Below are 21,537 nucleotides of genomic sequence, written 5' to 3' on the forward strand. Positions count from 1 at the left end.
GTGTCCGGCCGGTCTTCGTGGGCCCGACAACACAGCACACCGCCGCTCCCGGCTCCGCGCGTCATCGCCCGGACACGTCCTGGCGAAAGTTGTTGAACGCGATGCCGTTGGTGAGGGAGGTGATGCCGCTCTGCACACCGTCGATCTTGACGGTCTGTCCGGATACGTGTTTCACGTAGACACGCATCAGGAATGTCCGGCTGCCGCACGCGGGGTCGACGGGGATGTTGGACAGGGCGGAGTAGCCGACGGCGTGGTGCGCGTCGTCGGTGACGGTCCGACGGGCGGGCGCACTGTGGGTCCGGCAAGCATGGGCGGTGGCATCGAGCTGGATGAATTCGAAGCGGGTGTCCACGACCGCGTTCTGACCGCGCGGGTGGACCTGCATCGTTTCGGCGCAGGAAGCGGTTCCCCGGTAGCACGTGGTCAGTTCGACATTCGCTTGTGCCGAGACGCTGACCGCGTCGGGGTGTGCCTGCCACTTGTGGACCGGTGTTCCGTCGTCGTAGAAGACCCAGGCATCCCGGCGGGCGGCTCCGCCACCGACATACGTGCACGCACCGGCTGTGTCGGCACTCTCGCAGGCAGGGTTCTGCCACCAGCGCGCACCTTGCCGGTGGGTGTCGTCGCTCTCCAGCCACGTGCTGTTGGCGACCGCTGTGAGATGGTAGGTGCCCGGCAGCGTCGAGTAGGCCGTGCCCTGGAGCACGCAGGTATAGACACCGGCAGTCGGCGCGGTGAACAGCAGATCGGCGTAGAGCGGCAGATGGCCTGGGGTCGCGTACGTGGTGGTGTCACTGCCTTCGTGGTTACGGGCGGACGCCGCGACGACGGGCACGGTCTGGCCCGTTGAGTTCAGGCACCTGATGCGCTCTGTCAGACCGACAATTCCGGTCGTGCTGCTGGTGGCTTCGAGCCGGCCACGCAGATGCCGTTTCTCCCCAGCCGCAAGGGTCATCGTCCGTCGCAGCAGGTCGACAGTGGCACCTCGGGGTATGTCCGTGTCGGCGGCCAGGGTGAGACGGCCGACGCCACCGGCGGCCGCCTCGGTCACGCCGGCCGCTTCGGTTGCTTCGGCTGGAGCCCACAAAAGCGGCATGAGCAGCGCCGCCGTCAGAACGGCCGTGAGAGCCTTGCGCACATCTCTGTTCCTGATGGTGCCCATGTACCTGCCTGTCCGTTCCTGTCCGCTCCTGCTGCGTCGGCGGCTGAGGCACAAAAGGAAGTGTGACCTCAGCCGCCGGAGAGCACCGTGCCCTGAAGTAAGAGAAGGCCAGGTCGGAGACAGCCCGTGGACAGCCCCGACCCAAGGCTCACGGGCGCGCGTTGCCCATGCACACCAGGTCGCCATAGGCGGCGCCCAGGTTGGGGACACCGATATTGCTGCTGAATCCGCCGCCCACCAACGTACGGGCCACCTTGTAGACACCGACGTCGGCGTAGTAGTGCCAGACCTTCGCGTCCACCGACAGGTTGTTGTCGTACGACACGATGGTGCCGAACGTGAAGTCCTGAGGGAAGAAACAGGAGTTGGTACTGCCGCTGGCAATGCGATTACCACCGAAACTTGTCGCGTCGTAGACGCAGACGCGGTTCGCCGGGCATGGGCCGTCCGCGGCGGCCGGTGGCGCCGTCACCATCATGCCCCCCGCCGCCAGGAGCATGACCGAGGCGGTGCCGGCGGTTCTCTTCTTCCACGACACGTGTGTTCCCCCCAGGGGTCTGGTGTGTTTGCGTTCGATGACGGAGAGATGGCATTGAGCGGCCCGTCAGCTTCGTTTTCGTTTCCTTTCCGCTCGTCACCCACTCTCGCCATTCCCGCCCGTGCCGTCTTTGACGGAGGGTGCACAACACTTGTCTCTGCGTCCACAGATCCTGAGCTGATTCATCCGCTACCCCCGCTTCAGCCGCGTCCTCCGCACCGCCTGTGGCCACCCGGCCGGTGGTGGCGAGAATCCGGCGGTTCCTGGCAATCGAGCCACTACTACGTGCGTGAGCAGCGCCTTAGCGTCGGCATGAGCACTGCCGGACCCCCCGCTGTAGCCGAAGTCGTAACCGAAGCCGAAGCCGAAGCCGAAAGAGCGATCCCCGCCGTGACGAAGTTCCTGCTCGCCGTTCATGTCCTCGCCGCGATCGTCGCGATCGGCCCGGTCACCGTCGCCGCCAGCATGTTCCCCCCGTATGCGAGGCGGGCGATGGCAGCGCCCGGGGATCCCCGGGCGCTGTCGTCGGTCCAGCTGCTGCACCGCATCTGCCGCGTCTACGCGGCGGTGGGCCTCGCCGTGCCGGTCTTCGGCTTCGCCACGGGCAGCGCGATGGGCGTCCTGGGCGACACCTGGCTGATCGTCTCGATCATCCTGACCGGGCTCGCGGCCGTCACGCTCATGGTGCTGGTACTGCCGCGCCAGGAGGCGATAGTGACGGACCTCGAAGAGGCCACCGGAACATCGACGACCAAGCTGACCGCGCGTCTGGGCATGCACACGGGGATCTTCAACCTCCTGTGGGCGACGGTCACGGTCCTGATGATCATCCGCCCCGGCTCCACGACGGGCGCGTGAACGTCCAGCAGGTCATGGCCATTCAACCCACCGCCGCCGTACGCAGGAACCGCACCAGGTCGTCCACGCTGTACCCGAGCAGCGGCCCGCGCTCGGCGGCCATCAGCAGCAACTGCCCCACCACCTCCGCGCCCCGGCCGTCGGTCCCGTCGGAGGCCCACTCCCAGAGCCCCTCGATCCCGAGATCGGTCATGAGCAGGCCGTGTTCGGCCCTGATCTCCGCGCACAGCGGCGCCACCGCGTCGAGCAGGGTCGCACCCCGGCGCGCGCAGCGCAGACTGAAGTACGCCTCGAATCGCACCACCGTGCATCCCTCCGGCGGCCGGGCCTTGAGCCCGTCGTAACGGGGGTCGTCGAAGTCCGGGGAACTGTCGGCTGAGCAGTGCACGAGGCTGAACTGGTGCGTGACGGCATCTCTTGTGTCCTGGGTACGAAGCAACGCAACTCTCCACTGTGTGTGACCGACCGGGCTACACAGAGTGGCCGACAGTCGCTAGCGTGAACAGAGGAAGCAGCACAACACCGACATCTGTCTCACCGGGAGCACCTGTGCCTGGACCCAAGCCACTTGACCCGTCGTCATCACCCCGCGCCATGCTCGGCGCCGAGCTACGACATCAGCGCGACGAAGCGGACATGTCCCAGGAAGAGCTGGGCAGGCCGATCTTCGTCAGCGGATCGCTCATCGGCCAGATCGAGGCGGGTACGCGCCGAATGCAGCCGGAATACGCCATTCACTTCGATGAGGTCTTCAAGACGGACGGCTTCTTCCTGCGGAATTGCGAGGCACTGCGGAAGTCGAAATACCCGGATCACTTCGCGGAGGCGGCGGAGGCCGAGGCGATCGCGACGATGATCAAGGAGTACGCGCCGCAGCTGATCCCTGGGCTATTGCAGACGGAGGCGTACGCGCGGGCGGTGTTTCGCAGGTATCACCCGACGGCGACGGAGGAGGTCATCGACGAGTTGGTGGCAGCGCGACTGGATCGCGCAAAGCTGCTGAAGGATCCAACAAGGCCCGTTGTGTGGACGGTGCTTGACGAGGCGATTCTGCGCCGACCCGTGGGCGGACCTGCGGTGATGGCGGAGGCGCTGCGCCATGTCGCTGCCCTCATCCGGCGGCACAGGATCATCGTGCAGGTGCTGCCGTTCAGCGCAGGCGCGCACGCCGCGCTTGAGGGCGCGATCAAGCTCATGTCCTTCGAGGACGCACCCCCGCTCGCCTACCTCCAGGGCACAGGAACAGGCCAGTTGCTGGACGATCCAGCAACGGTGACCCGCCACGAACTGACCTACGATCTATTGGGGGCCAGCGCACTCTCACCGGAAAAGTCCTTGGCCCTGATCGAATCAGTGGCGGAGGATTATGAACATGCAGAGCAGCAGCCATGAGTACGACTTGAGCGCCGTTTCCTGGCACAAGTCCAGCTACAGCGGCGGCAGCGGCGGCGACTGCCTCGAAGTGGGCACCTGGCAGAAGTCGACGTACAGCGACGGCAGCGGCGGCAACTGCCTGGAGATCGGCACCTCCTGGCGCAAGTCGACCCACAGCGGCGGGGACGGCGGGAACTGCCTCGAAGTAGGCACCGTCTGGCACAAGTCGACCCACAGCGGCGGCAGCGGCGGGAACTGCGTCGAAGTAGGCGGGATCTGGCGCAAGTCAACGCACAGCGGAGGCAGCGGCGGAAGCTGTGTCGAGGTGGCCGACGGTCACCCCGACATCGTCCCCGTCCGCGACTCCAAGTTCCCCGACCGCCCGGCGCTCGTCTTCCGTACGGCGTCCTGGTCCACCTTCCTCTCCGACATCAAGGCCGACAGCAACGCCGGCTGACCGGCGGAGTGGCCTGACACGCGTTGTCAGACCCCTCCACTAGGTTGCCGCCATGACTGACTTCGTACTGGTACCAGGAGCATGGCTCGGTTCGTGGGCGTGGGACGAGGTGGTGCCGGAGCTGCGCGCGGCGGGCCACGGCGCCCACGCGTTGACGCTGTCCGGTCTCGCCGAGAAGCAGGGCGTACCGGCCGGGCAGCAGACGCACGTCCGGGACATCGTCGACGCGGTCGAGCGGAACGATCTGCGGGACGTCGTCCTGGTCGGGCACAGCTATTCGGGCATCCCGGTCGGCCAGGCCGCCGAGCTGATCGGTGACCGGCTCACGCGCGTGGTCTTCGTGGACTCCGCCGTTCCGGTGGACGGCGAGTCGTTCGTCTCCGACTGGCCGGACGGCCGGGCGACGGTGGAGCCGGTGATCGCCGAGACCGGTGGTTTCTGGCCCCCGCTGCCCGCGCCCGACTACGCCGGTCAGGGCCTGACCGACGCGCAGATCACCCGGATCGTCACCGGCTCGACGCCCCACCCGGGCGCCTCCCTGACCGAGCCCGCCAAGCTGCGCCGCCCGCTCGGCGAGCTTCCGGCGACGTACGTCAAGTGCCTGCTCGACGGCGCCGAGCCGAACCCCCGCGTTGCGGAGCTGCTGACCAGCGACCGCTGGCGGCTGGTCGAGCTGGACACCGGCCACTGGCCGATGTTCTCCGCGCCCCACGAACTGGCCCGCATCCTTCTCGGACGTATGTGAGGTCCCGGCCACCGCCCCGGGTCACTTACGCTCGGACCATGGTGCAGAGCCAGGCGGAAGATGTGGACGGCTACCTTGCCGAGGTTCCCGAGGAACGCAAGGAGGCTCTGACCCGGCTGCGTGAGCTGTGCCGTGCGGAGCTGCGGGGATTCACCGAGGTGATGGCGTACGGGATGCCCGCCTACGAGCGGAACGGCACGGGGGAGATCGCCTTCGCGAGCCAGAAGCAGTACATCTCCGTCTATGTGCTGCGCGGCGACGTCCGCGATTCCTTCGCCGACCGGCTGGCGGGCCATGACATGGGCAAGGGCTGCCTGCGCTTCCGAAAGCCGGAGAAGATCGACTTCGAGCTTCTCCGGGATCTGCTGCGGGCCACGGCGGCCGGGCCGGGCAAGGTCTGCTGAGCCGGCGGCCTTGAGCACTCGCGCGGACTACCTGGCACCGACCATGATTCTGGGCGTCCACGGCGTCCTCGATCTGGAGCCGTGGATCCGCCGGGCCCATGACGACGACAGCCTCGAAGAGGACATGTACAGCCTCGTTGTGAAGCGCACGGTCGCCTACGGGCTGAGTTCGTTCCACGCGGGCGGCCCGGAGGGCGAGCGGTGGGGGCACAACGACGCGGGCGGGGACTGGACCCAGGACGGAGAGATCCGCCAACTGGCCTGGCTCCAGGTCGCCGTCAGCGAGGAGCTTCCCGGGCAGCGGCTGCCGGTCCAGCCCGCGGCGACGGTCCTCCGCGACGTCCTGACCCGCCTCGGCCGCTTCCGCCTGACGGGCCTGCACACCCTGGCGCCTCTCCATCTGGCCCCCGACGGCCGTGCCGATCTCGCCGACGCGGCGGCCTGGTTCGCCCTCACGGACCCGGCCCTGGACCCGGGCGCGGCGGTCGACCTCACCGTGTCCGTATGGGCCGCCGAAACCGCCAACCTGCTCGCCCGCGCGGCCGACCTCCTCACCGCGGCCCGGCAGCGTACGTACGACGCGATGACGATTCGGCCCGCACCGGCCGCCACGGCCACGACGACCGCTCAGGAAGGTCTGGCCCTCCCCCTGGCGGGAGAGGTCCAGACGGAGGGAATGCGCCCCGGACCCGCGTTCCGTTGCCGCGTCCGTGCATGGTCACTCGATGTGGCCGCATGGACGACGGAGATCTTCGTGGACGCCCTGAGGTCCACGGGAACGACCGCCCCGGCACTGATCACCGTGTCGGCCCGGGAGCGCACTCAACAGGAAGAACCCACTCAGCCGGCTATGCGGTAGCCGAAGTTGCCGCCGCTGGTCAGGCCCCCGAGGGTGCCCAGGTGGAAGCTGGTGGAGCCGGTGGCCGTGACGCCGGTGGGGCCGGTCGGGAACGTCCAGACCCGGCCCTTGTAGCCGTCCTCGCCGTTGCCGCCGACGTAGACCTCGGGGCTGCCGTCCTTGTCGGAGTCGAGCACGGCCGCCGCAGCACCGAAGTGGTCCTCGTTCTCGGACGTGCTCGGGACGCTCTTGGAGTTCTGGGTGAACGTCACGGCACCCGTGGTGGTGATGCCCGTGGCGCTGCCGCGCAGCACGGTGAACGCACCCGACTGCGAGGTGGTCGCCGGGTCGGAGGCGGTCTCGTAGGAGGCGCCGATGATCACGTCGTCGTAGCCGTCCTGGTCGGTGTCCCCCATGGCCACCGCCGACCCGAACTTGTCGCCCGCCTCTTCGGTCCCCGGAACGCCCGTGCTGGCCTGGCTGTAGGAGCGGGGCTTCAGGGTGTCGCTCAGACCGTTCGGGCCGCCGTAGGTCACATAGACCTTGTTCTGGTCCGAGTGGCCGCTGACCAGGTCCTGGTAGCCGTCCTTGTTCAGATCGCCGAAGGCCGCCGGATAGGAGGTCTCGTACTGGTGCAGCCCGCTGAACGTACCGCTCTTGACCAGCCCGGTGGCCGACCCCTTGAGCACCATGGCGCCCGGCTTGCCGTTCCCGAGCACGACACCCCCGCTCGCGACGACATCGTCGACGCCGTCACCCGTCAGGTCCCCCACGTAGACGGCGGAGGTCGACTGCTTGTCGAGCTTCCCGGTGTTGCGGAACCAGGCCCCGGCCGACACACCCGTGGTCCGGTTCATCGGACCGAGCCGGACGGAAAGGCCATAGGTCATGCCGTCGTGTCCGCGGGTGACGAAGTCGTCCACCCCGTCACCGTTGACGTCCCCCACGCCGACGGTGCCGCCGAGCAGCCTCGGATGCCCGGCGGAGGTCTTCTCGACCGGAATGGTCGTGCCCGCGCCGGTGATGCCGTCCGCGCTCCCCCAGAGCACCATGAACCGCTCGGCCCAGTGGATCACCAGGTCGTCGTACCCGTCCCCGTCCAGATCCCCGAACGAACCGACTTCCCGCCACTTCCCGTCGTCCACCGGGTCCCCCGGGACCCCCGGCGTGGCCTGGCTGATGATGGAGGCGCTGCTGAGCTTCAGCCCCTCGGCCGACCCGTAGGCGACGGTGACCACTCCGGCCCGCTTGACGGCCCCCACCGTCGCGGTGTGCGCTCCGGTGGCGAAGTCCGGATACCCGTCGCCGTTGAAGTCGGCGTCCTTTCCCCCCGCGGCCTTCTGCCCCGCGGTCTTTCCCCCCACAGCCTTTTCCCCCACAGCCACCGGCGCGGCGCCGGCGACCGGCGCCACAGCGGTGACACCAAGCACAGCGGCCGCGCAGACGGCAGCCATGGTGAGCGCTCTTTCGCGCATCAGAACCCCCCAGGTTCCTGCGGGCGGCCCGAACGGCCGCCCCAAAAGATCGAATACGCGTGTGATCCTACGGGCCGCCTCTGACAATGGCTCTGCCCTTTTTGCCGCCTACGCTCAAGGCGCCTGCGCTCACGGTCGGCCCGACGGCAGGACACCCTGTTCGCTCGAAACGACGCCCTGCTCGCTCGGCACGGATCCCTGCTCGCCCGGTACGGATCCGCGCTCGCCCGGTGCGGACCCGCGCTCGTCCGGTGCGGACCCCTGCTCGCCCGGCCGCACCTCGACCTCGGGTGTGGCCGCCGATGGTTCGGTGATGCCAGGGGTTCGGGCGGGCGGCACCGGAGCGGGCTCGCGCGGGCCGCCGGGCAGCAGCGCGGACAGGTATATGGCCACCACCGCGGCGGCCACACCGAGCCCGGCGAGGGCGACCCCGCGCACCCGGCGCATGCTCCAAGCGCGGCCCTGCGGGGGTGCGTCGTGCCGCAGATCGCGGTGGGTGACGAGCGCGGCCCGTGCGGCCAGCGCGGCGCGCAGCCGGTCCTCGGTCGCCAGGCGGCGGTCCTCGGCATCCTGCTTCATCGGACCACCTCCAGCTTCTTCTCCAGCGCGTCCAGCGCACGGCTCGCGGTGGACTTCACGGTGCCGCGCGACAGACCGAGTGTCTTCGCGATCTGCGCCTCGGTCAGCTCCGACCAGTAGCGCAGCACCAGCACCTCGCGCTGCCGCCGGGTCAACTGGGCGAGTGCGTCGAGGACTTGACGGTGTTCCTCGGCGAGCAGCAGCCCCTCGTCCACGGGCGGCCCGTACCCCTCATGGGGCGGGGTGTGGCCACGCGCGGTGCGGCGTCTGCGCAGTACGGAACGGGCCGCGTTGACCACGGCGGTGTGCAGGTAGGCCGCCGGGTCCTGGAGCCCGTCGAGCGAGGTGCCGTGATGACGGCAGACCGCGGCGAAGGCGTCCTGGACGACGTCCTCGGCGGTGTGCAGATCGTCCACCAGGAACAGCGCGAGCCGCACCATGTCGAGTCGCCGCGCCCGGTACAGCTCGGCCAGAGTGGGCCGTGGCTCGTCGTGGTGCGGCGTACCGAGTGCCCGCAGGTGACGCCCCCGCGTCGGCATGTCCTCGGTCGGGGACATACGGGCGAGCAGGCGGGACCACCAGGGCGGCGGTGCGGGGATGGCGTACTGCATGGACCTCGTTCCGTTGCGGGAGGGGCGGGCGGCCCGGGGGTGACCGACCCGCCCCGTGGTGCTGCCCCGCGGCGCTTAGTTCACCGAGGCGGGCCGGCCCTCGGAGACGACCTTCGGCGCCTTGCCCTCAGCGGCGGGCACGCTCTCGGCGGCAGCCTCCGGCGCCACGCCCTCGGCGACGGCCTTGGGCGCCACGGACTTCGGCGCCTTGGCCTCAGCACCCGGCTTGCCCTCGGCGACCACCTCCGGCGCGACGGACTTCGGCGCCTTGGCCTCACCGGCCGGCGTGCCGTCGTCGACGACGTCCGGCGCGACCGGAGACGGCTTCTTCTCGCCGGAGTCGGCGACGGCCTGCGTGGCGAACCCGGCACCCAGCAGCAGCGCGGCACCGATGGCGGCGCCCATGCCCCGGCGAAGGGAACGGCGGTTCGGCTTGGCCTGCGAAGACATGAGTTTCTCCCGAACTGTACGACTACACGGTCTGGAACATCAGCTGAAGGGCGCCTTCAACCCACCAGACGTGCGACACCCCCCGGGGTTGCGTCCGCCTCCGAAAAACTTCCTCACGGCCCGGGGCTCAAGCCTCAGGGTCCGAGCCCTCTTTCCAAGGAATGGAAGGCGGGTCTCTCCCCACCCACCCTCCCTGCCTGGGGGGTTGACTTTTCGTGACCGACTTGCCACGCAGGGTCGCGACGCTTTAGCGTGCCGCACAGAGCACAAAACGGGCCCCCGCCGATGCTTGCGACATCTGGCGAGGGCCTAACCAACAAGATCGACGCCTACACGAAAGGCGATCTCATGGCTGAGAGCCAGCTTAGTGCCGCCGCGCCCGAGACGCACGCGGCCTCGCCCGCTTCACCCTCTTCTCCCCCGATGGCGTCCCCCGGGTACGGCAAGCGTTCGACACCCGGTCAACAGGCCCGCAGCGCCGACGCCTTCGCGCACCTGCCACCGCGCGAGGCCGCCGTCGCCGCGTTCGTCGACCGGCTGCCCGAGGGCACGGACATCTCGGTGAAGGCCCTCGCCAAGGTGCTCCCGTACGGGCAGTGCGCCCTGCGTACCGCGCTCCGCCGCCTCCAGGTGGCCGGGCATCTGCGGCGCGGCAAGGAACACCTCTCCGGGCCGGACGGCATGCGCTGGGTGACGCGTACGTGGTTCTCCCGTACCGCGCGGGACAACGACTGGTGGGCGGCGTTCGTCTCCGGCGACCTGGCCACCGCGGACGCGCGGGCCAACACCTCGGACCCGCCGACCCGTTCGCGCGCCTTCATCCTGCTCGCCGCGCTCGGCCGCAGCGCGCCGGTGATGTCGCTGTCGGCGGCCGACTGCGCGGCCCTGGAGCCGCTGACCACGCCATGGTTCGAACGGGGCGCCACCGAGAGGGACATCCTGCACGCCCTCACCGCCGGACTTCCCGCCGTCGTCCACCACCCGGCGGCGCTCGCCCGCGTACGGCTGACGTCCAAGCTCCCACCGGAGCGGATCCGCGCGCCACGCCCGCCGCTGCGGGTCCTGGAGTGTGCGAAGTGCGGCGCCCCCGGCCGTCCCGAGGCACTCACGGACGGCGAGTGCGGCCCGTGCCGGGGCGAGCCCGCCCCCGTACGCCCTCCCGGCCCGCTCCCACCCACCAAGGTCCATGCCCTGGCGGCCCAGGCCCGCGCGGCGGCGACCCGTCCACCCGAGAGGATCCCGACATGACCGTCCAGTCGATGCGCCGCCATAAATCCGGGGCACCATGGAGGGGAGGAGGCGACACCATGACCCCCAGCACCGCTGATCACGCCCAGATGTCCGTCGAGGAATTTGAGCAGATCGCCCACGCGGCCCCCGAGACCGTGACGCTCGAATTCATCAAAGGAAAGCTGGAGGTCAAGCCCGTGCCGGACGGCGACCACGGAGAAATCATCATGTGGCTGCTGCGCCAGTGCATGCAGCAGCGCCCTGAACTGGGGCTGTACCCGGAGCAGGGCCTGAAGGTAGAGACCTACCGCAATGGCCGCGCCCGCCCGGACGGAGCCCTCGCACCAGTGGGTCACTTCGCGGGTCAGGGCGAGTGGGGTGACACCAACGGCGTGCTCATGACGGTCGAGGTGACCTCCCACGATCACGACACCGATCGCCGCGATCGCAAGGAAAAGCGCGATGGCTACGCCGCCGCCGGAGTCCCCGTCTATCTCCTCGTCGACAGGGACGCGGGGCTGTTGGTGATCTACACCGATCCGCAGAACGGGCGGTACCAGCTCCGTACCTCACGCCCGTACGGCGCGACGGTCAAGATCCCGGCCCCCGTCGGCATCGTTCTGGAAACCGAAGCGCTCAAGGACTTCAGTCGCTGAAACGCCCGAGGGCGGCACCCCCGCGAAGGGGTACCGCCCTCGGTCACTTCAGACCATGGACCAGGTCCGAGCCGTCAGGCTCAGAAGTCCATGTCACCGCCCGGCATGCCGCCGCCGGCCGGGGCCGCGCCGGCCTTCTCCGGCTTGTCGGCGATGACAGCCTCGGTGGTGAGGAACAGCGCCGCGATGGAGGCGGCGTTCTGCAGGGCAGAGCGCGTCACCTTCGCGGGGTCGATGATGCCCTCGGCGATCATGTCGACGTACTCGCCGGTCGCGGCGTTCAGGCCGTGACCGATCGGCAGGTTGCGGACCTTCTCCACAACAACGCCGCCCTCAAGACCACCGTTGACGGCGATCTGCTTGAGCGGGGCCTCCAGCGCGAGCTTGACGGCCTGCGCGCCGGTCGCCTCGTCGCCCGTCAGCTCAAGCTTCTCGAAGACCGAGGAAGCCTGGAGCAGAGCCACGCCACCACCGGCGACGATGCCCTCCTCGACGGCGGCCTTGGCGTTGCGCACCGCGTCCTCGATGCGGTGCTTGCGCTCCTTGAGCTCGACCTCGGTCGCGGCGCCGGCCTTGATGACGGCCACGCCGCCGGCCAGCTTCGCGAGGCGCTCCTGGAGCTTCTCGCGGTCGTAGTCCGAGTCGCTGTTCTCGATCTCGGCACGGATCTGGTTGACCCGCCCGGCGACCTGGTCGCTGTCACCGGCACCGTCGACGATGGTGGTCTCGTCCTTGGTGATGACGACCTTGCGGGCGCGGCCCAGCAGGTCCAGGCCGGCGTTCTCCAGCTTGAGGCCGACCTCCTCGGAGATGACCGTGCCGCCGGTGAGGATGGCGATGTCGTTGAGCATGGCCTTGCGGCGGTCACCGAAGCCCGGGGCCTTGACGGCGACGGACTTGAAGGTGCCACGGATCTTGTTGACGACCAGGGTCGACAGCGCCTCGCCCTCGACGTCCTCCGCGATGATCAGCAGGGGCTTGCCCGACTGCATGACCTTCTCCAGCAGCGGAAGGAGGTCCTTCACGTTGCCGATCTTGGAGTTGACGATCAGGAGGTACGGGTCGTCCAGGGACGCCTCCATACGCTCCATGTCGGTGGCGAAGTACGCCGAGATGTAGCCCTTGTCGAAGCGCATGCCCTCGGTGAGCTCAAGCTCAAGACCGAAGGTCTGCGACTCCTCGACGGTGATGACGCCTTCCTTGCCGACCTTGTCCATGGCCTCGGCGATCAGCTCGCCGATCTGGGTGTCGGCGGCGGAGATGGAGGCGGTCGAAGCGATCTGCTCCTTGGTCTCCACGTCCTTGGCCTGCTCCAGCAGGGCACCGGAGACGGCCTCGACGGCCTTCTCGATACCGCGCTTGAGGGCCATCGGGTTGGCGCCGGCGGCCACGTTGCGCAGGCCCTCGCGGACCAGCGCCTGGGCGAGCACCGTGGCGGTGGTCGTACCGTCACCGGCGACGTCGTCCGTCTTCTTGGCGACTTCCTTGACCAGCTCGGCGCCGATCTTCTCGTACGGGTCCTCGAGCTCGATCTCCTTGGCGATGGACACACCATCGTTGGTGATCGTGGGGGCGCCCCACTTCTTCTCGAGGACGACGTTTCGGCCCTTGGGGCCAAGGGTGACCTTGACGGCGTCGGCGAGCTGGTTCATCCCGCGCTCGAGACCGCGCCGTGCCTCCTCGTCGAACGCGATGATCTTGGCCATGTGAAGTGGTCCTCCCGGACATGGGGTGGATTGCTCCGGACCGTGCTGGCGCCCGCGACGGACGGCCTGAGAGCCGTGCGGTTCCTTGCCCCACCGGCTCTTCGGGCCTCACCGACCCGGTCCTTAAGTTGTCACTCTCACTTGCAGAGTGCTAACGCCAATGATTAGCACTCGACCCCCGAGAGTGCAAGCTCCCATGGTCCCCGCCGCCCGGCGCCCGCGCCGCTCCAGGACGCGGGAACGCCGCTCCAGGACACGGGAAGCCGCCCCGGAGGAACAGGGGGCACCGGGAACGCCCGAAGGGTCCGCATCCCCTGTTCGGGATGCGGACCCTTCGGCGTGAGTACGTGTACGTCAGTGCGTCGGTGGCCGATCGCGCCGGGATCAGACGGCGAGCTTGACCATGTCCGCCTGCGGACCCTTCTGGCCCTGCGAGATCTCGAACTCCACTCGCTGACCTTCTTCAAGGGTGCGGTAACCGTCCATCTGGATCGCGCTGTAGTGGACGAATACATCCGCACCACCGTCTACCGCGATGAAGCCGTAGCCCTTCTCCGCGTTGAACCACTTGACGGTGCCCTGAGCCATGCCTAACTCCCCTATTACTGGCCCTTGCACGGGGCCACACTTCGCGCCGGAACGCGTCGACCGCGGCTGAATGTATCTGCCCAACTGCCCTCTGCAACAGGTCAATCGGACGAGAATTCTGGGCATGGCCGAACACACATAGAGATGAATTCCCAGCGTTCCAGGGCAAGTCGGGCCGGGCAAAGCGCACCTACGGCGCATACGGCACTCCGACATCGGCCTCATGTTGTCGCGTTCTCGCATGCCTTCGGCAGGGGCGACAGCGGGGCGTTCCCACACTGTACCCCGCTCAACCATGTAGAACGGCCCCCTCCGCTTCTCTCACGGAGGGGGCCGTACCAGTCACAGAGCGGAGGAAATCCGGGGAATCCGGAAACCCGCGGAATCCGGGCGGTCAGCCTCCGGCGACCGCGGGGATGATCGAGACGCCGGCGCCCGCCGGGGTGGCGGTCTCCAGGCCCTGCTCGAAGCGGACGTCGTCGTCGTTCACGTACACGTTCACGAAGCGGCGCAGCTTGCCCTGGTCGTCCAGGACGCGGCCGGCGATGCCCGGGTGGTTGGCCTCCAGGGACTGGATGACCTCGGAGAGGGTGGCCCCCTCGGCGGCGACCTCGGCCTTGCCGCCGGTGTACGTACGGAGAATGGTGGGGATGCGGACGTTGACGCTCATGGTGGTGTTCTGCCTTCCGTCTTCCGAAACGTCGGAAACGTCGTGATGGTCGTCAGCTGCCGGCCAGGCCGGCGTCGCGGAACGCGTCCAGGCTCGGGCGGATGGTCGCCGTCGGGCCGGTCGTCGGGGCGACGGCGTCGAGCGTCTTGAGGCCGTCGCCGGTGTTCAGGACGACGGTGGTGAGCGCCGGGTCGAGGACACCGGCCTCGATCAGCTTCTTCGTCACGCCGACGGTCACACCCCCGGCCGTCTCCGCGAAGATGCCCTCGGTGCGCGCCAGCAGCTTGATCGCGTCGACGATCTGCTCGTCGGTGACGTCCTCGACGGCGCCGCCGGTGCGGCGGGCGATGTCCAGGACGTAGGGGCCGTCGGCCGGGTTGCCGATCGCCAGGGACTTGGCGATGGTGTCCGGCTTCTGCGGCCGTACGACGTCGTGTCCGGCCTTGAAGGCGGTGGACACCGGCGAGCAGCCCTCGGCCTGGGCGCCGAAGATCTTGTACGGCTTGCCCTCGACCAGGCCGAGCTTGATCAGCTCCTGGAGACCCTTGTCGATCTTCGTGAGCTGCGAGCCCGAGGCGATCGGGACGACGATCTGGTCGGGCAGCCGCCAGCCGAGCTGCTCGCAGATCTCGTACGCCAGCGTCTTGGAGCCCTCGCCGTAGTACGGGCGCAGGTTGACGTTGACGAAGCCCCAGCCCTCGCCGAGCGGGTCGCCGATCAGCTCGGAACAGAAGCGGTTGACGTCGTCGTAGTTGCCCTCGATACCGACGAGTTCACCGCCGTACACCGCCGCCATGACGACCTTGCCCTGCTCCAGGTCGTGCGGGATGAAGACGCAGGAGCGGAAGCCGGCGCGGGCGGCGGCGGCGCCGACGGCGCCGGCCAGATTGCCCGTGGAGGAGCAGGAGAGCGTGGTGAATCCGAAGGCGCGGGCGGCCTCGACGGCGATGGCGACGACACGGTCCTTGAAGGAGTGCGTCGGGTTGCCGGAGTCGTCCTTGATGTGGAGGGAGCCGGTGACGCCCAGTTCACGGGCGAGGTTGTCGGCTTTGACGAGCTTGGTGAAGCCGGGGTTGATGTTGGGCTTCGTGGCCACGTCGGCGGGGACGGGCAGCAGCGGCGCGTAGCGCCAGATGTTGTCCGGGCCCTCGGCGATGCGCTTCTTCAGCTCTTCGGGGGTGCCGCTCGGCAGGTCGTACGCGACTTCGAGCGGCCCGAAACAGCTGGCACAGGCGAAGATCGGGCCGAGGTCGAAGCGCTCTCCGCATTCGCGGCACGAGAGTGCGGCGGCGGGTCCGAGATCAACGGCGCCGGTGTCGGAGCCGGTGTTCTGTTCGGCGGTCTGCACAGCCATGGAGGCGAGGCCCTTTCTCCTCATCTTCCTCGCGACGTACTTCGCCACGAGACGGAATTGGCACCTTCCCCACCGTGACCTCGAATGGTCGGCGGGAGGGTTGCCGGGACTTCAACGGGCCGTTCCCTCAGTCCCTCTGGATGAGCGCTATGGCACCGGACCCGGGGTCCGGTGCGTTTTTCCACGTAACGACCCCCGGCATGCGTGGGTCATTCGTGTTGTTCAAGACTGTAACCGAAGGAACGGACGGTTGAGATAGTGGTCCGCACCGCGAGATGGATCACGTTCATGGCACACGCACAGGGAGTACCGACCGTGCTGGAAGAGGTGGAGCACTGGCTGACCAGGCGTTCCTGGTCCGTGGCCGACCGCCCGCTCGACCGGCTGATGGTGGCGAAGGCCGCGCGCGGGACGACGGTGAGTGTGGTCCTTCCGGCGCTGGACGAGGAGGAGACGGTCGGCGAGATCGTGTCCGTGATCCGGCGCGAACTGATGGAGCGGGTGCGGCTCGTCGATGAACTGGTGGTGGTCGATTCCGGTTCCACCGACCGGACGGCCGCGGTCGCCGCGGCGGCGGGCGCGCGGGTGGAGCACCGGGACGCGATACTGCCGCGGCTGCCGGCTCTGCCCGGCAAGGGCGAGGTGCTGTGGCGGTCGCTGCTGGTGACGAGCGGCGAGGTCGTGTGCTTCGTGGACGCCGATCTGCGGAGGTTTTCGGCCGATTTCGTGTCGGGGATCGTGGGGCCGCTGCTGACCGACCAGGACGTGCAGTTCGTCAAGGCGATGTACGACCGTCCGCTGCTCCAGCCCGCGGCGGGACACCCCGGCCGGAGCGGTCAGGGCGGGCAGGGCGGCCAGGGGAGCCAGGGCGGGCGCGTGACCGAGCTGGTGGCCCGGCCGCTGCTCAATCTGCACTGGCCCCGGCTGGCCGGTTTCGTTCAGCCGCTGGGCGGTGAGTACGCGGCGCGGCGCTCGCTGCTGGAGCGGCTGCCGTTCCCCGTCGGGTACGGCGTGGAACTGGGGCTGCTCGTGGACGCGCTGCACACGGCGGGTCTCGACGCGCTGGGGCAGGTCGACGTCGGGGTGCGGATCCACCGCCACCAGGACGAGCGGGCGCTGGGGCGGATGGCCGCGGCGATCTACCGTACGGCGCAGCTGCGGCTGTCCCGGGCGCACTTGGTACGGCCGGAGCTGACGCAGTTCGAGCGCGGCGAGAACGGTTTCGTGCCGCGTACGCACGCGGTGGACACGGAGGAACGGCCGCCGGTACGGGAGATCGCGGAGTACACGGCCGGACGCGCGGCGTAACGGAATGCGATCATGTGAATTATCTAGATTGCCCAGTTATGGGCATGAATCATGTGTGGGCTGGAGCGCTGACCGGGCCGCTGGCCGCCGCCGTGCACGCGCACCTGGCCGGGGCGGGAAGCGCCGCCGAGCGACTGTGGCTGCTGGGCGGGGTGGTGCTCGCGCTGAGCGGCGCCGGGGTGGTCGCGCTGGCGGCCCTGCGCGGCAGGCGGGACTGACGGCGGTTGCCGCCCCCGTGACGGTGGCGGGACTGACGGCGGTGCCGCCCCCGTGACGGTCGACACAGCCGCCGACATGGTCGCGCCCGTACGTTTGAGCGTTTCCGTGACGGGCTAGGTTCGGCACATGGTTACCGAGCCGCCCTCCCGGGCCCAGGTCCTCGTCGCGTCCAACCGCGGCCCCGTCTCGTACACGCTGCGCGACGACGGCGCGCTGGAGGCCAAGCGGGGCGGCGGCGGACTGGTGTCCGGCCTGTCGGCCATCGGGCAGGACGCGGACGCGGTGTGGGTGTGCGCGGCGCTCGGGGACGGCGACCGCGAGGCTGTACGGCGCACGGGCGGCCGGCTCGACACCGGCGACACCGGCGGCCAGCGCGTACGGATGCTGGGCATCGCGCCCGAGGTGTACGCGGACGCGTACAACGGCGTCGCCAACAGCGCGCTCTGGTTCGTCCACCACCTGCTCTACCAGACCCCGCTTGAGCCGTCCTTCGGCCCGGAGTTCCGCGCGCGGTGGGCGTCGTACGAGACGTACAACCGCGCCTTCGCGGAGGCGCTGGCCGACGAGGCGGCCGACGGCGCGGCCGTGCTGGTGCAGGACTACCACCTGGCGCTGGTGCCCGGGATGCTGCGCGCCCTGCGCCCCGACCTGAGGATCGGGCACTTCTCGCACACGCCCTGGGCGCCGGTGGACTACTTCCGGCTGCTGCCCGACGACATCGCGCGCCAGCTCCTGCGCGGCATCCTCGGCGCGGACCGCGCGGCCTTCCTGACGCACCGGTGGGCGGACGCCTTCACGGCGTGCTGCACGGAGCTGCTGGGCGGGACGGGCAACACCGCGATCGGGGTGCACGGCCTCGGCGCGGACGGCGACTTCCTGCGCGAGCGCGCGCACCGCCCCGACGTGGACGAGCGGATCGTCACCCTGCGCGGGCAGATCGGCCGTACGAGCGCGGGCGAGGAGCGGAAGACCATCGTCCGGGTGGACCGTACGGAACTGTCCAAGAACATCGTGCGCGGACTGCTCGCCTACCGGCTGCTGCTGACCGACCGTCCCGAATGGCGCGAACGCGTCGTCCATGTCGCCTTCGCCTACCCGTCCCGGCAGGATCTGGCGGTCTACCGCGAGTACACCGCCGAGGTCCAGCGGGTGGCCGACGAGATCAACGCCGAGTTCGGCACGGACGGCTGGGTCCCGGTCGTCCTCCATGTCCAGGACGACTTCGCCCGCTCCCTGGGCGCCTACCGGCTGGCGGACGTGGCGCTGGTCAACCCGATCCGCGACGGCATGAACCTGGTCGCGAAGGAGATCCCCCTCGTCTCCGAGCGCGGCTGCGCGCTGGTGCTGTCGCGGGAGGCGGGGGCGTACGAGGAGCTGGGCGAGGACGCGCTGGTGGTGAACCCGTACGACATCAGCGCCACGGCGACCGCCCTCCACGAGGCGCTGACCATGCCGGCCGCCGAGCGCGCGGAACGCGCCAAGCGGCTGGCCGCGGCGGCGACGGCGCTGCCGCCGAAGCAGTGGTTCCTGGACCAGCTGACGGCGCTGCGCGCCTGACACGCCCGACGGCGCCCGGCGCCTGGAGGGAGGCTCCGGGTCGGGCGCGCCGGCCGTCTCTCAGTCCATCGCCTCCGCCAGCGCCGCCAGGAAGTCCGCCAGCGCCGCCGGTCCCGGCAGCAGCAGGTCGGCGCGCTCGGCCAGTTCGGGTACTTCCGTGCCGCTACAGATCAGCAGGCCCTGGTAGCCGTCCGAGCGGAGCTTCTCCACCGCCGCGTAGGCCGGGAGGTCGCCGAGGTCGTCGCCCGCGTACAGGACCGTCCTGGCGCCGACCTCGCGTACGTACTCCAGCAGCGCCACGCCCTTGTCCACGCCGGGCGGGCGCAACTCCAGGACCATCCGGCCCGGTTCGACGATCAGGCCGTGGCGGGCCGCCAGTTCGGTGAGCGGGTCGCGCAGGGCGTCGAAGGCAGCCTGCGGGTCGGAGGCGCGGCGGGTGTGGACCGCGACCGCCTGCCCCTTCTCCTCGATCCACGTGCCGCGCCAGGCACCGAACCGGTCGAGGACGCCGGGGAGTTCGGCGCGGGCCGCCGCGACGCCCTCGTGCGGGGTGGGGGTGTGGACGGAGCCGGAGACGGCGTCCCAGCGCTCGGCGCCGTAGTGGCCGAGGACCACGAGATGGTCCAGGCCCGGCACTCCGGCGAAGCCGCCGTACCGCACGGCGACCCCGGCCGGGCGGCCGGTGATGACCGCGACCGACGCGACGTGCGGCGCGAGCGCGGCCAGGGCGGGGACGGCGCGCGGGTGCGCGCGGGCCTGTTCGGGGTCGGGGACGATCTCGGCGAGGGTGCCGTCGAAGTCGAACGCGGCGACGGCCTCGCCCGGCCGCGCGAGGAGCGCGGCCAGAGCGTCGGCGCCTGCGGGGGTGGCCGGTTTCGGCAGGGGGTACGGATTGCTGCCCATGCCCCCGAGCCTATCGGCGCCCGCCGCCGCGGGGGGCCCGTCCGGCCAATGGGGCCTCTGGGGTCTCTGCTCTAACGTCGGCGGCGCTTCTCGTCCCTGATCCGCCGCAGTCTGTTCACCGTCACCGGGTCGTGCTCCAGCGCCAGCGGATCGTCCAGCAGCGCGCCCAGCAGCTGGTAGTAGCGGGTCGGCGACAGGCCGAGCCCCTCCCTGATCGCCCGCTCCTTGGCGCCGGGCCCCGGCCAGCCGCGCCGCTCCATGGCGAGTACGGCGCGGTCCCGCTCGGACAGCCCGGCGGGCTCGGCGGGGGCGGCGGGGGCGGCGGGGGCGGCGGGACCACCGGGCTCGGCGGGCTCAGGCGCGGTCATATGACCACACGCTACTCGGCGGCCTCGGCCGCCGCCGCGTCCCTGGCGATCCCTCCGAGGACGTTCGACGGGCTGGCGCCGGGCTCGACGGCCTTGCCGATGTTCTTCTTGAAGCTCTCGCTCACGCTCGCCCACGAGTTCTTGCCGTACGGGAGCAGCTCGGAGGTGGGCAGTGCGTCCAGGAACTTGCGCAGGTCCCCGTACTGCGGGTCCGCCGCCATCGCCTCGTTGGCGCTGTAGGTGACCGGCAGCAGGTCGTACTGCGCGGCGAAGGACATCACGTTCTTGTCGTCGTACGCGAAGTCCAGGAACTTGCCGATCGCCGTGCGGTGGCCGTTCTGCTTGAAGGCCATCATCCAGTCGGCCACGCCCATGGACGCCTTGGCCTTGCCGTTGACGCCGGGCAGCGGCACCATCCCGACCTTGACGCCCTGCTTGGCGGCCTCCTCCATCAGGGAGGGATGGCCGTTGAGCATGCCGACCTGACCGCTGGTGAACGCCTTGAACGCGATGGCGCGGTCGAGCTTCCCGGGGGCGACGGGGCCGGTCAGCCCCTTGCCGACAAGCTGCTTCTGGAGCCACTCGAACGTCTTGATGTTCTGCTGCGAGTCGATGTTGTACGAGCCGTCGGCGGTGTCCGTGTAGCCGCCCCCGCCGCTCAGCAGCCACATCAGGGTCTCGCCCTGTGCCTCCTCGGAGCCCAGCGGCAGCGCGAACGGCGTGGTCACGCCGATGGACTTGAGCGCCTCGGCGTCGGCCTGGATGTCGTCCCAGTTCTTCGGGGCGTCGAGACCGGCCTGGTCGAAGAGCTTCGTGTTGTAGAAGAGCAGCCGGGTGGAGGCGACGAACGGCAGTCCGTACTGGATGCGGTTGACCTTGCCGGCGTCGGAGAGCTGGGAGAGGAAGTTCGCCTGCGTGGGGACGGAGAGCACTTCGTCGGCGGCGTAAAGCTCGCCCTGCTTCACGTAGTTGGCGTACGAGCCGACCTGCGCGATGTCGGGCGCCTCGCCCTCCTCGACCATCGTGGCGACATCGCTGTCGACGGTCTTCCAGGGGCGGACGTTGACGTCGACCTTGATGCCGGGGTTCTTGGACTCGAACGCCGAGGCGAGCGCGGACCAGTACTTCTCCGAGGAGTTCTCCGAGTTGGTGCCGTAGTCCGCGGCGACGACCTTGAGGGTGACCTCGTCCCCGGACTCTCCCGTGCTGCCGCAGCCGGCCAGCGCCATCGTCATGCCCCAGGCGGCTATCGCCGCGGTCATTCCCAGATAGCGCTGTCGTCGCACGGCTGTGTTCCCGCCCTTGTTCTTCGATTGCGCGTAAGGCCCCGGTCGGTCCCCCGTGACGCACTGTTATAGAGGCAAGTGATTTTCCCTCATCCGGAGGTTTGGGGGCCACCTGGGGTTGATCTCACTTGAGCAACGCCCGTCCCATCGCTCATCCGGGTCGCGCGTTTGTATGGAGACTCAACAATCCTGGACAGT

The 21,537-nt window shown here is 69.5% G+C and carries 25 protein-coding genes, 1 pseudogene and 1 riboswitch; of the genes and pseudogenes, 12 read left to right on the plus strand and 14 right to left on the minus strand.

Annotated elements, in window-relative coordinates:
- Positions 1-61 precede the first annotated feature (61 nt).
- Together CU044_RS04310 and CU044_RS04315 are read right to left on the minus strand one after the other, a co-directional pair.
- Complete coding sequence (locus CU044_RS04310; protein ID WP_240045330.1) at positions 62-1,165, minus strand: hypothetical protein; 1,104 nt, start codon at positions 1,163-1,165, stop codon at positions 62-64.
- Between the two features lie 148 nt (positions 1,166-1,313).
- A complete protein-coding gene (locus CU044_RS04315; RefSeq protein WP_129767093.1) occupies positions 1,314-1,703 on the minus strand; it encodes a peptidase inhibitor family I36 protein in 390 nt (129 codons plus the stop codon).
- Between the two features lie 390 nt (positions 1,704-2,093).
- Between CU044_RS04315 and CU044_RS04320 the strand changes: the two genes are divergently transcribed.
- A complete protein-coding gene (locus tag CU044_RS04320; RefSeq protein WP_129767094.1) occupies positions 2,094-2,561 on the plus strand; it encodes a hypothetical protein in 468 nt (155 codons plus the stop codon).
- A gap of 22 nt (positions 2,562-2,583) precedes the next feature.
- Here the strand turns inward: CU044_RS04320 and CU044_RS04325 are convergent, their stop codons facing one another.
- Entirely contained in the window at positions 2,584-3,000 is a 417-nt protein-coding gene (locus tag CU044_RS04325) for an amidase (RefSeq protein WP_129767095.1), read from the minus strand.
- A 110-nt stretch (positions 3,001-3,110) separates the two neighbouring features.
- Between CU044_RS04325 and CU044_RS04330 the strand changes: the two genes are divergently transcribed.
- The 6 genes and pseudogenes from CU044_RS04330 (at position 3,111) to CU044_RS04350 (ending at position 6,400) form a co-directional block, all read left to right on the plus strand.
- Positions 3,111-3,953, plus strand: a complete 843-nt coding sequence (locus CU044_RS04330; RefSeq protein WP_129767096.1) for a helix-turn-helix transcriptional regulator — start codon at positions 3,111-3,113, stop codon at positions 3,951-3,953.
- Positions 3,934-4,026 (plus strand): annotated as a pseudogene (locus CU044_RS39315) (DUF397 domain-containing protein); the annotation flags it as partial. The gene CU044_RS04330 and the pseudogene CU044_RS39315, both read left to right, overlap by 20 nt.
- Before the next feature lie 54 nt (positions 4,027-4,080).
- The gene (locus CU044_RS04335; protein WP_240045336.1) at positions 4,081-4,392 is read left to right on the plus strand and encodes a DUF397 domain-containing protein; all 312 of its coding nucleotides are present in this window, start codon (positions 4,081-4,083) and stop codon (positions 4,390-4,392) included.
- A 52-nt stretch (positions 4,393-4,444) separates the two neighbouring features.
- Positions 4,445-5,137 carry an alpha/beta hydrolase gene (locus CU044_RS04340; protein WP_129767098.1) on the plus strand — a complete coding sequence of 231 codons (693 nt, stop codon included), beginning with the start codon at positions 4,445-4,447 and terminating at the stop codon, positions 5,135-5,137.
- A gap of 38 nt (positions 5,138-5,175) precedes the next feature.
- Positions 5,176-5,541, plus strand: coding sequence for a DUF1801 domain-containing protein (locus CU044_RS04345; RefSeq protein ID WP_129767099.1), 366 nt, complete (start codon positions 5,176-5,178; stop codon positions 5,539-5,541).
- Between the two features lie 10 nt (positions 5,542-5,551).
- Positions 5,552-6,400 carry a hypothetical protein gene (locus CU044_RS04350; protein WP_240045331.1) on the plus strand — a complete coding sequence of 283 codons (849 nt, stop codon included), beginning with the start codon at positions 5,552-5,554 and terminating at the stop codon, positions 6,398-6,400.
- On the opposite strand, the gene CU044_RS04355 is transcribed toward CU044_RS04350, so the two are convergent.
- From CU044_RS04355 to CU044_RS04370, 4 genes are all read right to left on the minus strand, one after another.
- Entirely contained in the window at positions 6,382-7,743 is a 1,362-nt protein-coding gene (locus CU044_RS04355) for an FG-GAP and VCBS repeat-containing protein (RefSeq protein WP_240045332.1), read from the minus strand. The two genes, CU044_RS04350 and CU044_RS04355, sit on opposite strands and share 19 nt — an antisense overlap.
- A 240-nt stretch (positions 7,744-7,983) precedes the next feature.
- On the minus strand, positions 7,984-8,433 hold the full coding sequence (locus CU044_RS04360) for a hypothetical protein (protein WP_129767101.1): 450 nt from the start codon (positions 8,431-8,433) through the stop codon (positions 7,984-7,986).
- A complete protein-coding gene (locus tag CU044_RS04365; RefSeq protein WP_240045337.1) occupies positions 8,430-8,972 on the minus strand; it encodes a sigma-70 family RNA polymerase sigma factor in 543 nt (180 codons plus the stop codon). Before CU044_RS04365 ends, CU044_RS04360 begins: the two co-directional genes overlap by 4 nt.
- A 147-nt stretch (positions 8,973-9,119) precedes the next feature.
- A complete protein-coding gene (locus CU044_RS04370; protein ID WP_129767103.1) occupies positions 9,120-9,494 on the minus strand; it encodes a hypothetical protein in 375 nt (124 codons plus the stop codon).
- Between the two features lie 423 nt (positions 9,495-9,917).
- On the opposite strand from CU044_RS04370, the gene CU044_RS04375 reads away from it, so the two are divergent.
- Positions 9,918-10,742 carry a hypothetical protein gene (locus tag CU044_RS04375; RefSeq protein ID WP_129767164.1) on the plus strand — a complete coding sequence of 275 codons (825 nt, stop codon included), beginning with the start codon at positions 9,918-9,920 and terminating at the stop codon, positions 10,740-10,742.
- Between the two features lie 59 nt (positions 10,743-10,801).
- The gene (locus CU044_RS04380; RefSeq protein WP_129767104.1) at positions 10,802-11,380 is read left to right on the plus strand and encodes a Uma2 family endonuclease; all 579 of its coding nucleotides are present in this window, start codon (positions 10,802-10,804) and stop codon (positions 11,378-11,380) included.
- Between the two features lie 80 nt (positions 11,381-11,460).
- Here the strand turns inward: CU044_RS04380 and groL are convergent, their stop codons facing one another.
- The 4 genes from groL to thrC all read right to left on the minus strand — a co-directional run bounded on the left by groL (position 11,461) and on the right by thrC (position 15,698).
- Positions 11,461-13,086, minus strand: a complete 1,626-nt coding sequence (gene groL, locus CU044_RS04385) for a chaperonin GroEL (protein WP_129767105.1) — start codon at positions 13,084-13,086, stop codon at positions 11,461-11,463.
- A 384-nt stretch (positions 13,087-13,470) separates the two neighbouring features.
- The gene (locus CU044_RS04390; RefSeq protein WP_005315736.1) at positions 13,471-13,674 is read right to left on the minus strand and encodes a cold-shock protein; all 204 of its coding nucleotides are present in this window, start codon (positions 13,672-13,674) and stop codon (positions 13,471-13,473) included.
- A 394-nt stretch (positions 13,675-14,068) separates the two neighbouring features.
- Entirely contained in the window at positions 14,069-14,344 is a 276-nt protein-coding gene (locus CU044_RS04395; protein ID WP_129767106.1) for a ubiquitin-like small modifier protein 1, read from the minus strand.
- A 52-nt stretch (positions 14,345-14,396) separates the two neighbouring features.
- Positions 14,397-15,698, minus strand: coding sequence for a threonine synthase (thrC, locus tag CU044_RS04400; RefSeq protein WP_129767107.1), 1,302 nt, complete (start codon positions 15,696-15,698; stop codon positions 14,397-14,399).
- Positions 15,699-15,715: 17 nt separating this feature from the next.
- A riboswitch (SAM riboswitch) is annotated at positions 15,716-15,845 on the minus strand.
- A gap of 168 nt (positions 15,846-16,013) precedes the next feature.
- On the opposite strand from thrC, the gene CU044_RS04405 reads away from it, so the two are divergent.
- The 3 genes from CU044_RS04405 (at position 16,014) to CU044_RS04410 (ending at position 18,782) form a co-directional block, all read left to right on the plus strand.
- Positions 16,014-17,006, plus strand: coding sequence for a glucosyl-3-phosphoglycerate synthase (locus CU044_RS04405; protein ID WP_129767165.1), 993 nt, complete (start codon positions 16,014-16,016; stop codon positions 17,004-17,006).
- Between the two features lie 44 nt (positions 17,007-17,050).
- Positions 17,051-17,224 (plus strand): hypothetical protein, encoded by a 174-nt coding sequence (locus tag CU044_RS38335; protein WP_165371770.1) that lies wholly within the window; start codon positions 17,051-17,053, stop codon positions 17,222-17,224.
- A gap of 127 nt (positions 17,225-17,351) precedes the next feature.
- A complete protein-coding gene (locus CU044_RS04410) occupies positions 17,352-18,782 on the plus strand; it encodes a trehalose-6-phosphate synthase (protein WP_129767108.1) in 1,431 nt (476 codons plus the stop codon).
- Positions 18,783-18,842: 60 nt separating this feature from the next.
- Here CU044_RS04410 and otsB read toward each other — a convergent pair whose 3' ends face one another.
- The 3 genes from otsB to CU044_RS04425 all read right to left on the minus strand — a co-directional run bounded on the left by otsB (position 18,843) and on the right by CU044_RS04425 (position 21,288).
- Positions 18,843-19,685: a trehalose-phosphatase gene (gene otsB / locus CU044_RS04415; RefSeq protein ID WP_129767109.1), complete on the minus strand. Its 843-nt coding sequence runs from the start codon at positions 19,683-19,685 to the stop codon at positions 18,843-18,845.
- Between the two features lie 71 nt (positions 19,686-19,756).
- Positions 19,757-20,053, minus strand: coding sequence for a DUF3263 domain-containing protein (locus tag CU044_RS04420; protein WP_129767110.1), 297 nt, complete (start codon positions 20,051-20,053; stop codon positions 19,757-19,759).
- An 11-nt stretch (positions 20,054-20,064) separates the two neighbouring features.
- Positions 20,065-21,288 carry an extracellular solute-binding protein gene (locus CU044_RS04425; protein ID WP_240045338.1) on the minus strand — a complete coding sequence of 408 codons (1,224 nt, stop codon included), beginning with the start codon at positions 21,286-21,288 and terminating at the stop codon, positions 20,065-20,067.
- Between the last annotated feature and the right edge of the window lie 249 nt (positions 21,289-21,537).

It is taken from the genome of Streptomyces sp. L-9-10 (genome assembly GCF_004151105.1).
GTDB lineage: Bacteria > Actinomycetota > Actinomycetes > Streptomycetales > Streptomycetaceae > Streptomyces.

Excerpts from the sequence above, each read along its gene's own strand:
- CU044_RS04340 (WP_129767098.1), top strand. The coding sequence starts at position 4,445 with ATGACTGACTTCGTACTGGTACCAGGAGCATGGCTCGGTTCGTGGGCG.
- CU044_RS38335 (WP_165371770.1), top strand. The coding sequence starts at position 17,051 with ATGAATCATGTGTGGGCTGGAGCGCTGACCGGGCCGCTGGCCGCCGCC.
- CU044_RS04365 (WP_240045337.1), bottom strand. The coding sequence starts at position 8,972 with ATGCCGACGCGGGGGCGTCACCTGCGGGCACTCGGTACGCCGCACCAC.
- CU044_RS04360 (WP_129767101.1), bottom strand. The coding sequence starts at position 8,433 with ATGAAGCAGGATGCCGAGGACCGCCGCCTGGCGACCGAGGACCGGCTG.
- CU044_RS04345 (WP_129767099.1), top strand. The coding sequence starts at position 5,176 with ATGGTGCAGAGCCAGGCGGAAGATGTGGACGGCTACCTTGCCGAGGTT.
- thrC (WP_129767107.1), bottom strand. The coding sequence starts at position 15,698 with ATGGCTGTGCAGACCGCCGAACAGAACACCGGCTCCGACACCGGCGCC.
- CU044_RS04380 (WP_129767104.1), top strand. The coding sequence starts at position 10,802 with ATGACCCCCAGCACCGCTGATCACGCCCAGATGTCCGTCGAGGAATTT.
- groL (WP_129767105.1), bottom strand. The coding sequence starts at position 13,086 with ATGGCCAAGATCATCGCGTTCGACGAGGAGGCACGGCGCGGTCTCGAG.
- CU044_RS04375 (WP_129767164.1), top strand. The coding sequence starts at position 9,918 with ATGGCGTCCCCCGGGTACGGCAAGCGTTCGACACCCGGTCAACAGGCC.
- CU044_RS04425 (WP_240045338.1), bottom strand. The coding sequence starts at position 21,288 with ATGACGATGGCGCTGGCCGGCTGCGGCAGCACGGGAGAGTCCGGGGAC.
- CU044_RS04420 (WP_129767110.1), bottom strand. The coding sequence starts at position 20,053 with ATGACCGCGCCTGAGCCCGCCGAGCCCGGTGGTCCCGCCGCCCCCGCC.
- CU044_RS04370 (WP_129767103.1), bottom strand. The coding sequence starts at position 9,494 with ATGTCTTCGCAGGCCAAGCCGAACCGCCGTTCCCTTCGCCGGGGCATG.
- otsB (WP_129767109.1), bottom strand. The coding sequence starts at position 19,685 with ATGGGCAGCAATCCGTACCCCCTGCCGAAACCGGCCACCCCCGCAGGC.
- CU044_RS04390 (WP_005315736.1), bottom strand. The coding sequence starts at position 13,674 with ATGGCTCAGGGCACCGTCAAGTGGTTCAACGCGGAGAAGGGCTACGGC.
- CU044_RS04395 (WP_129767106.1), bottom strand. The coding sequence starts at position 14,344 with ATGAGCGTCAACGTCCGCATCCCCACCATTCTCCGTACGTACACCGGC.
- CU044_RS04410 (WP_129767108.1), top strand. The coding sequence starts at position 17,352 with ATGGTTACCGAGCCGCCCTCCCGGGCCCAGGTCCTCGTCGCGTCCAAC.
- CU044_RS04310 (WP_240045330.1), bottom strand. The coding sequence starts at position 1,165 with ATGGGCACCATCAGGAACAGAGATGTGCGCAAGGCTCTCACGGCCGTT.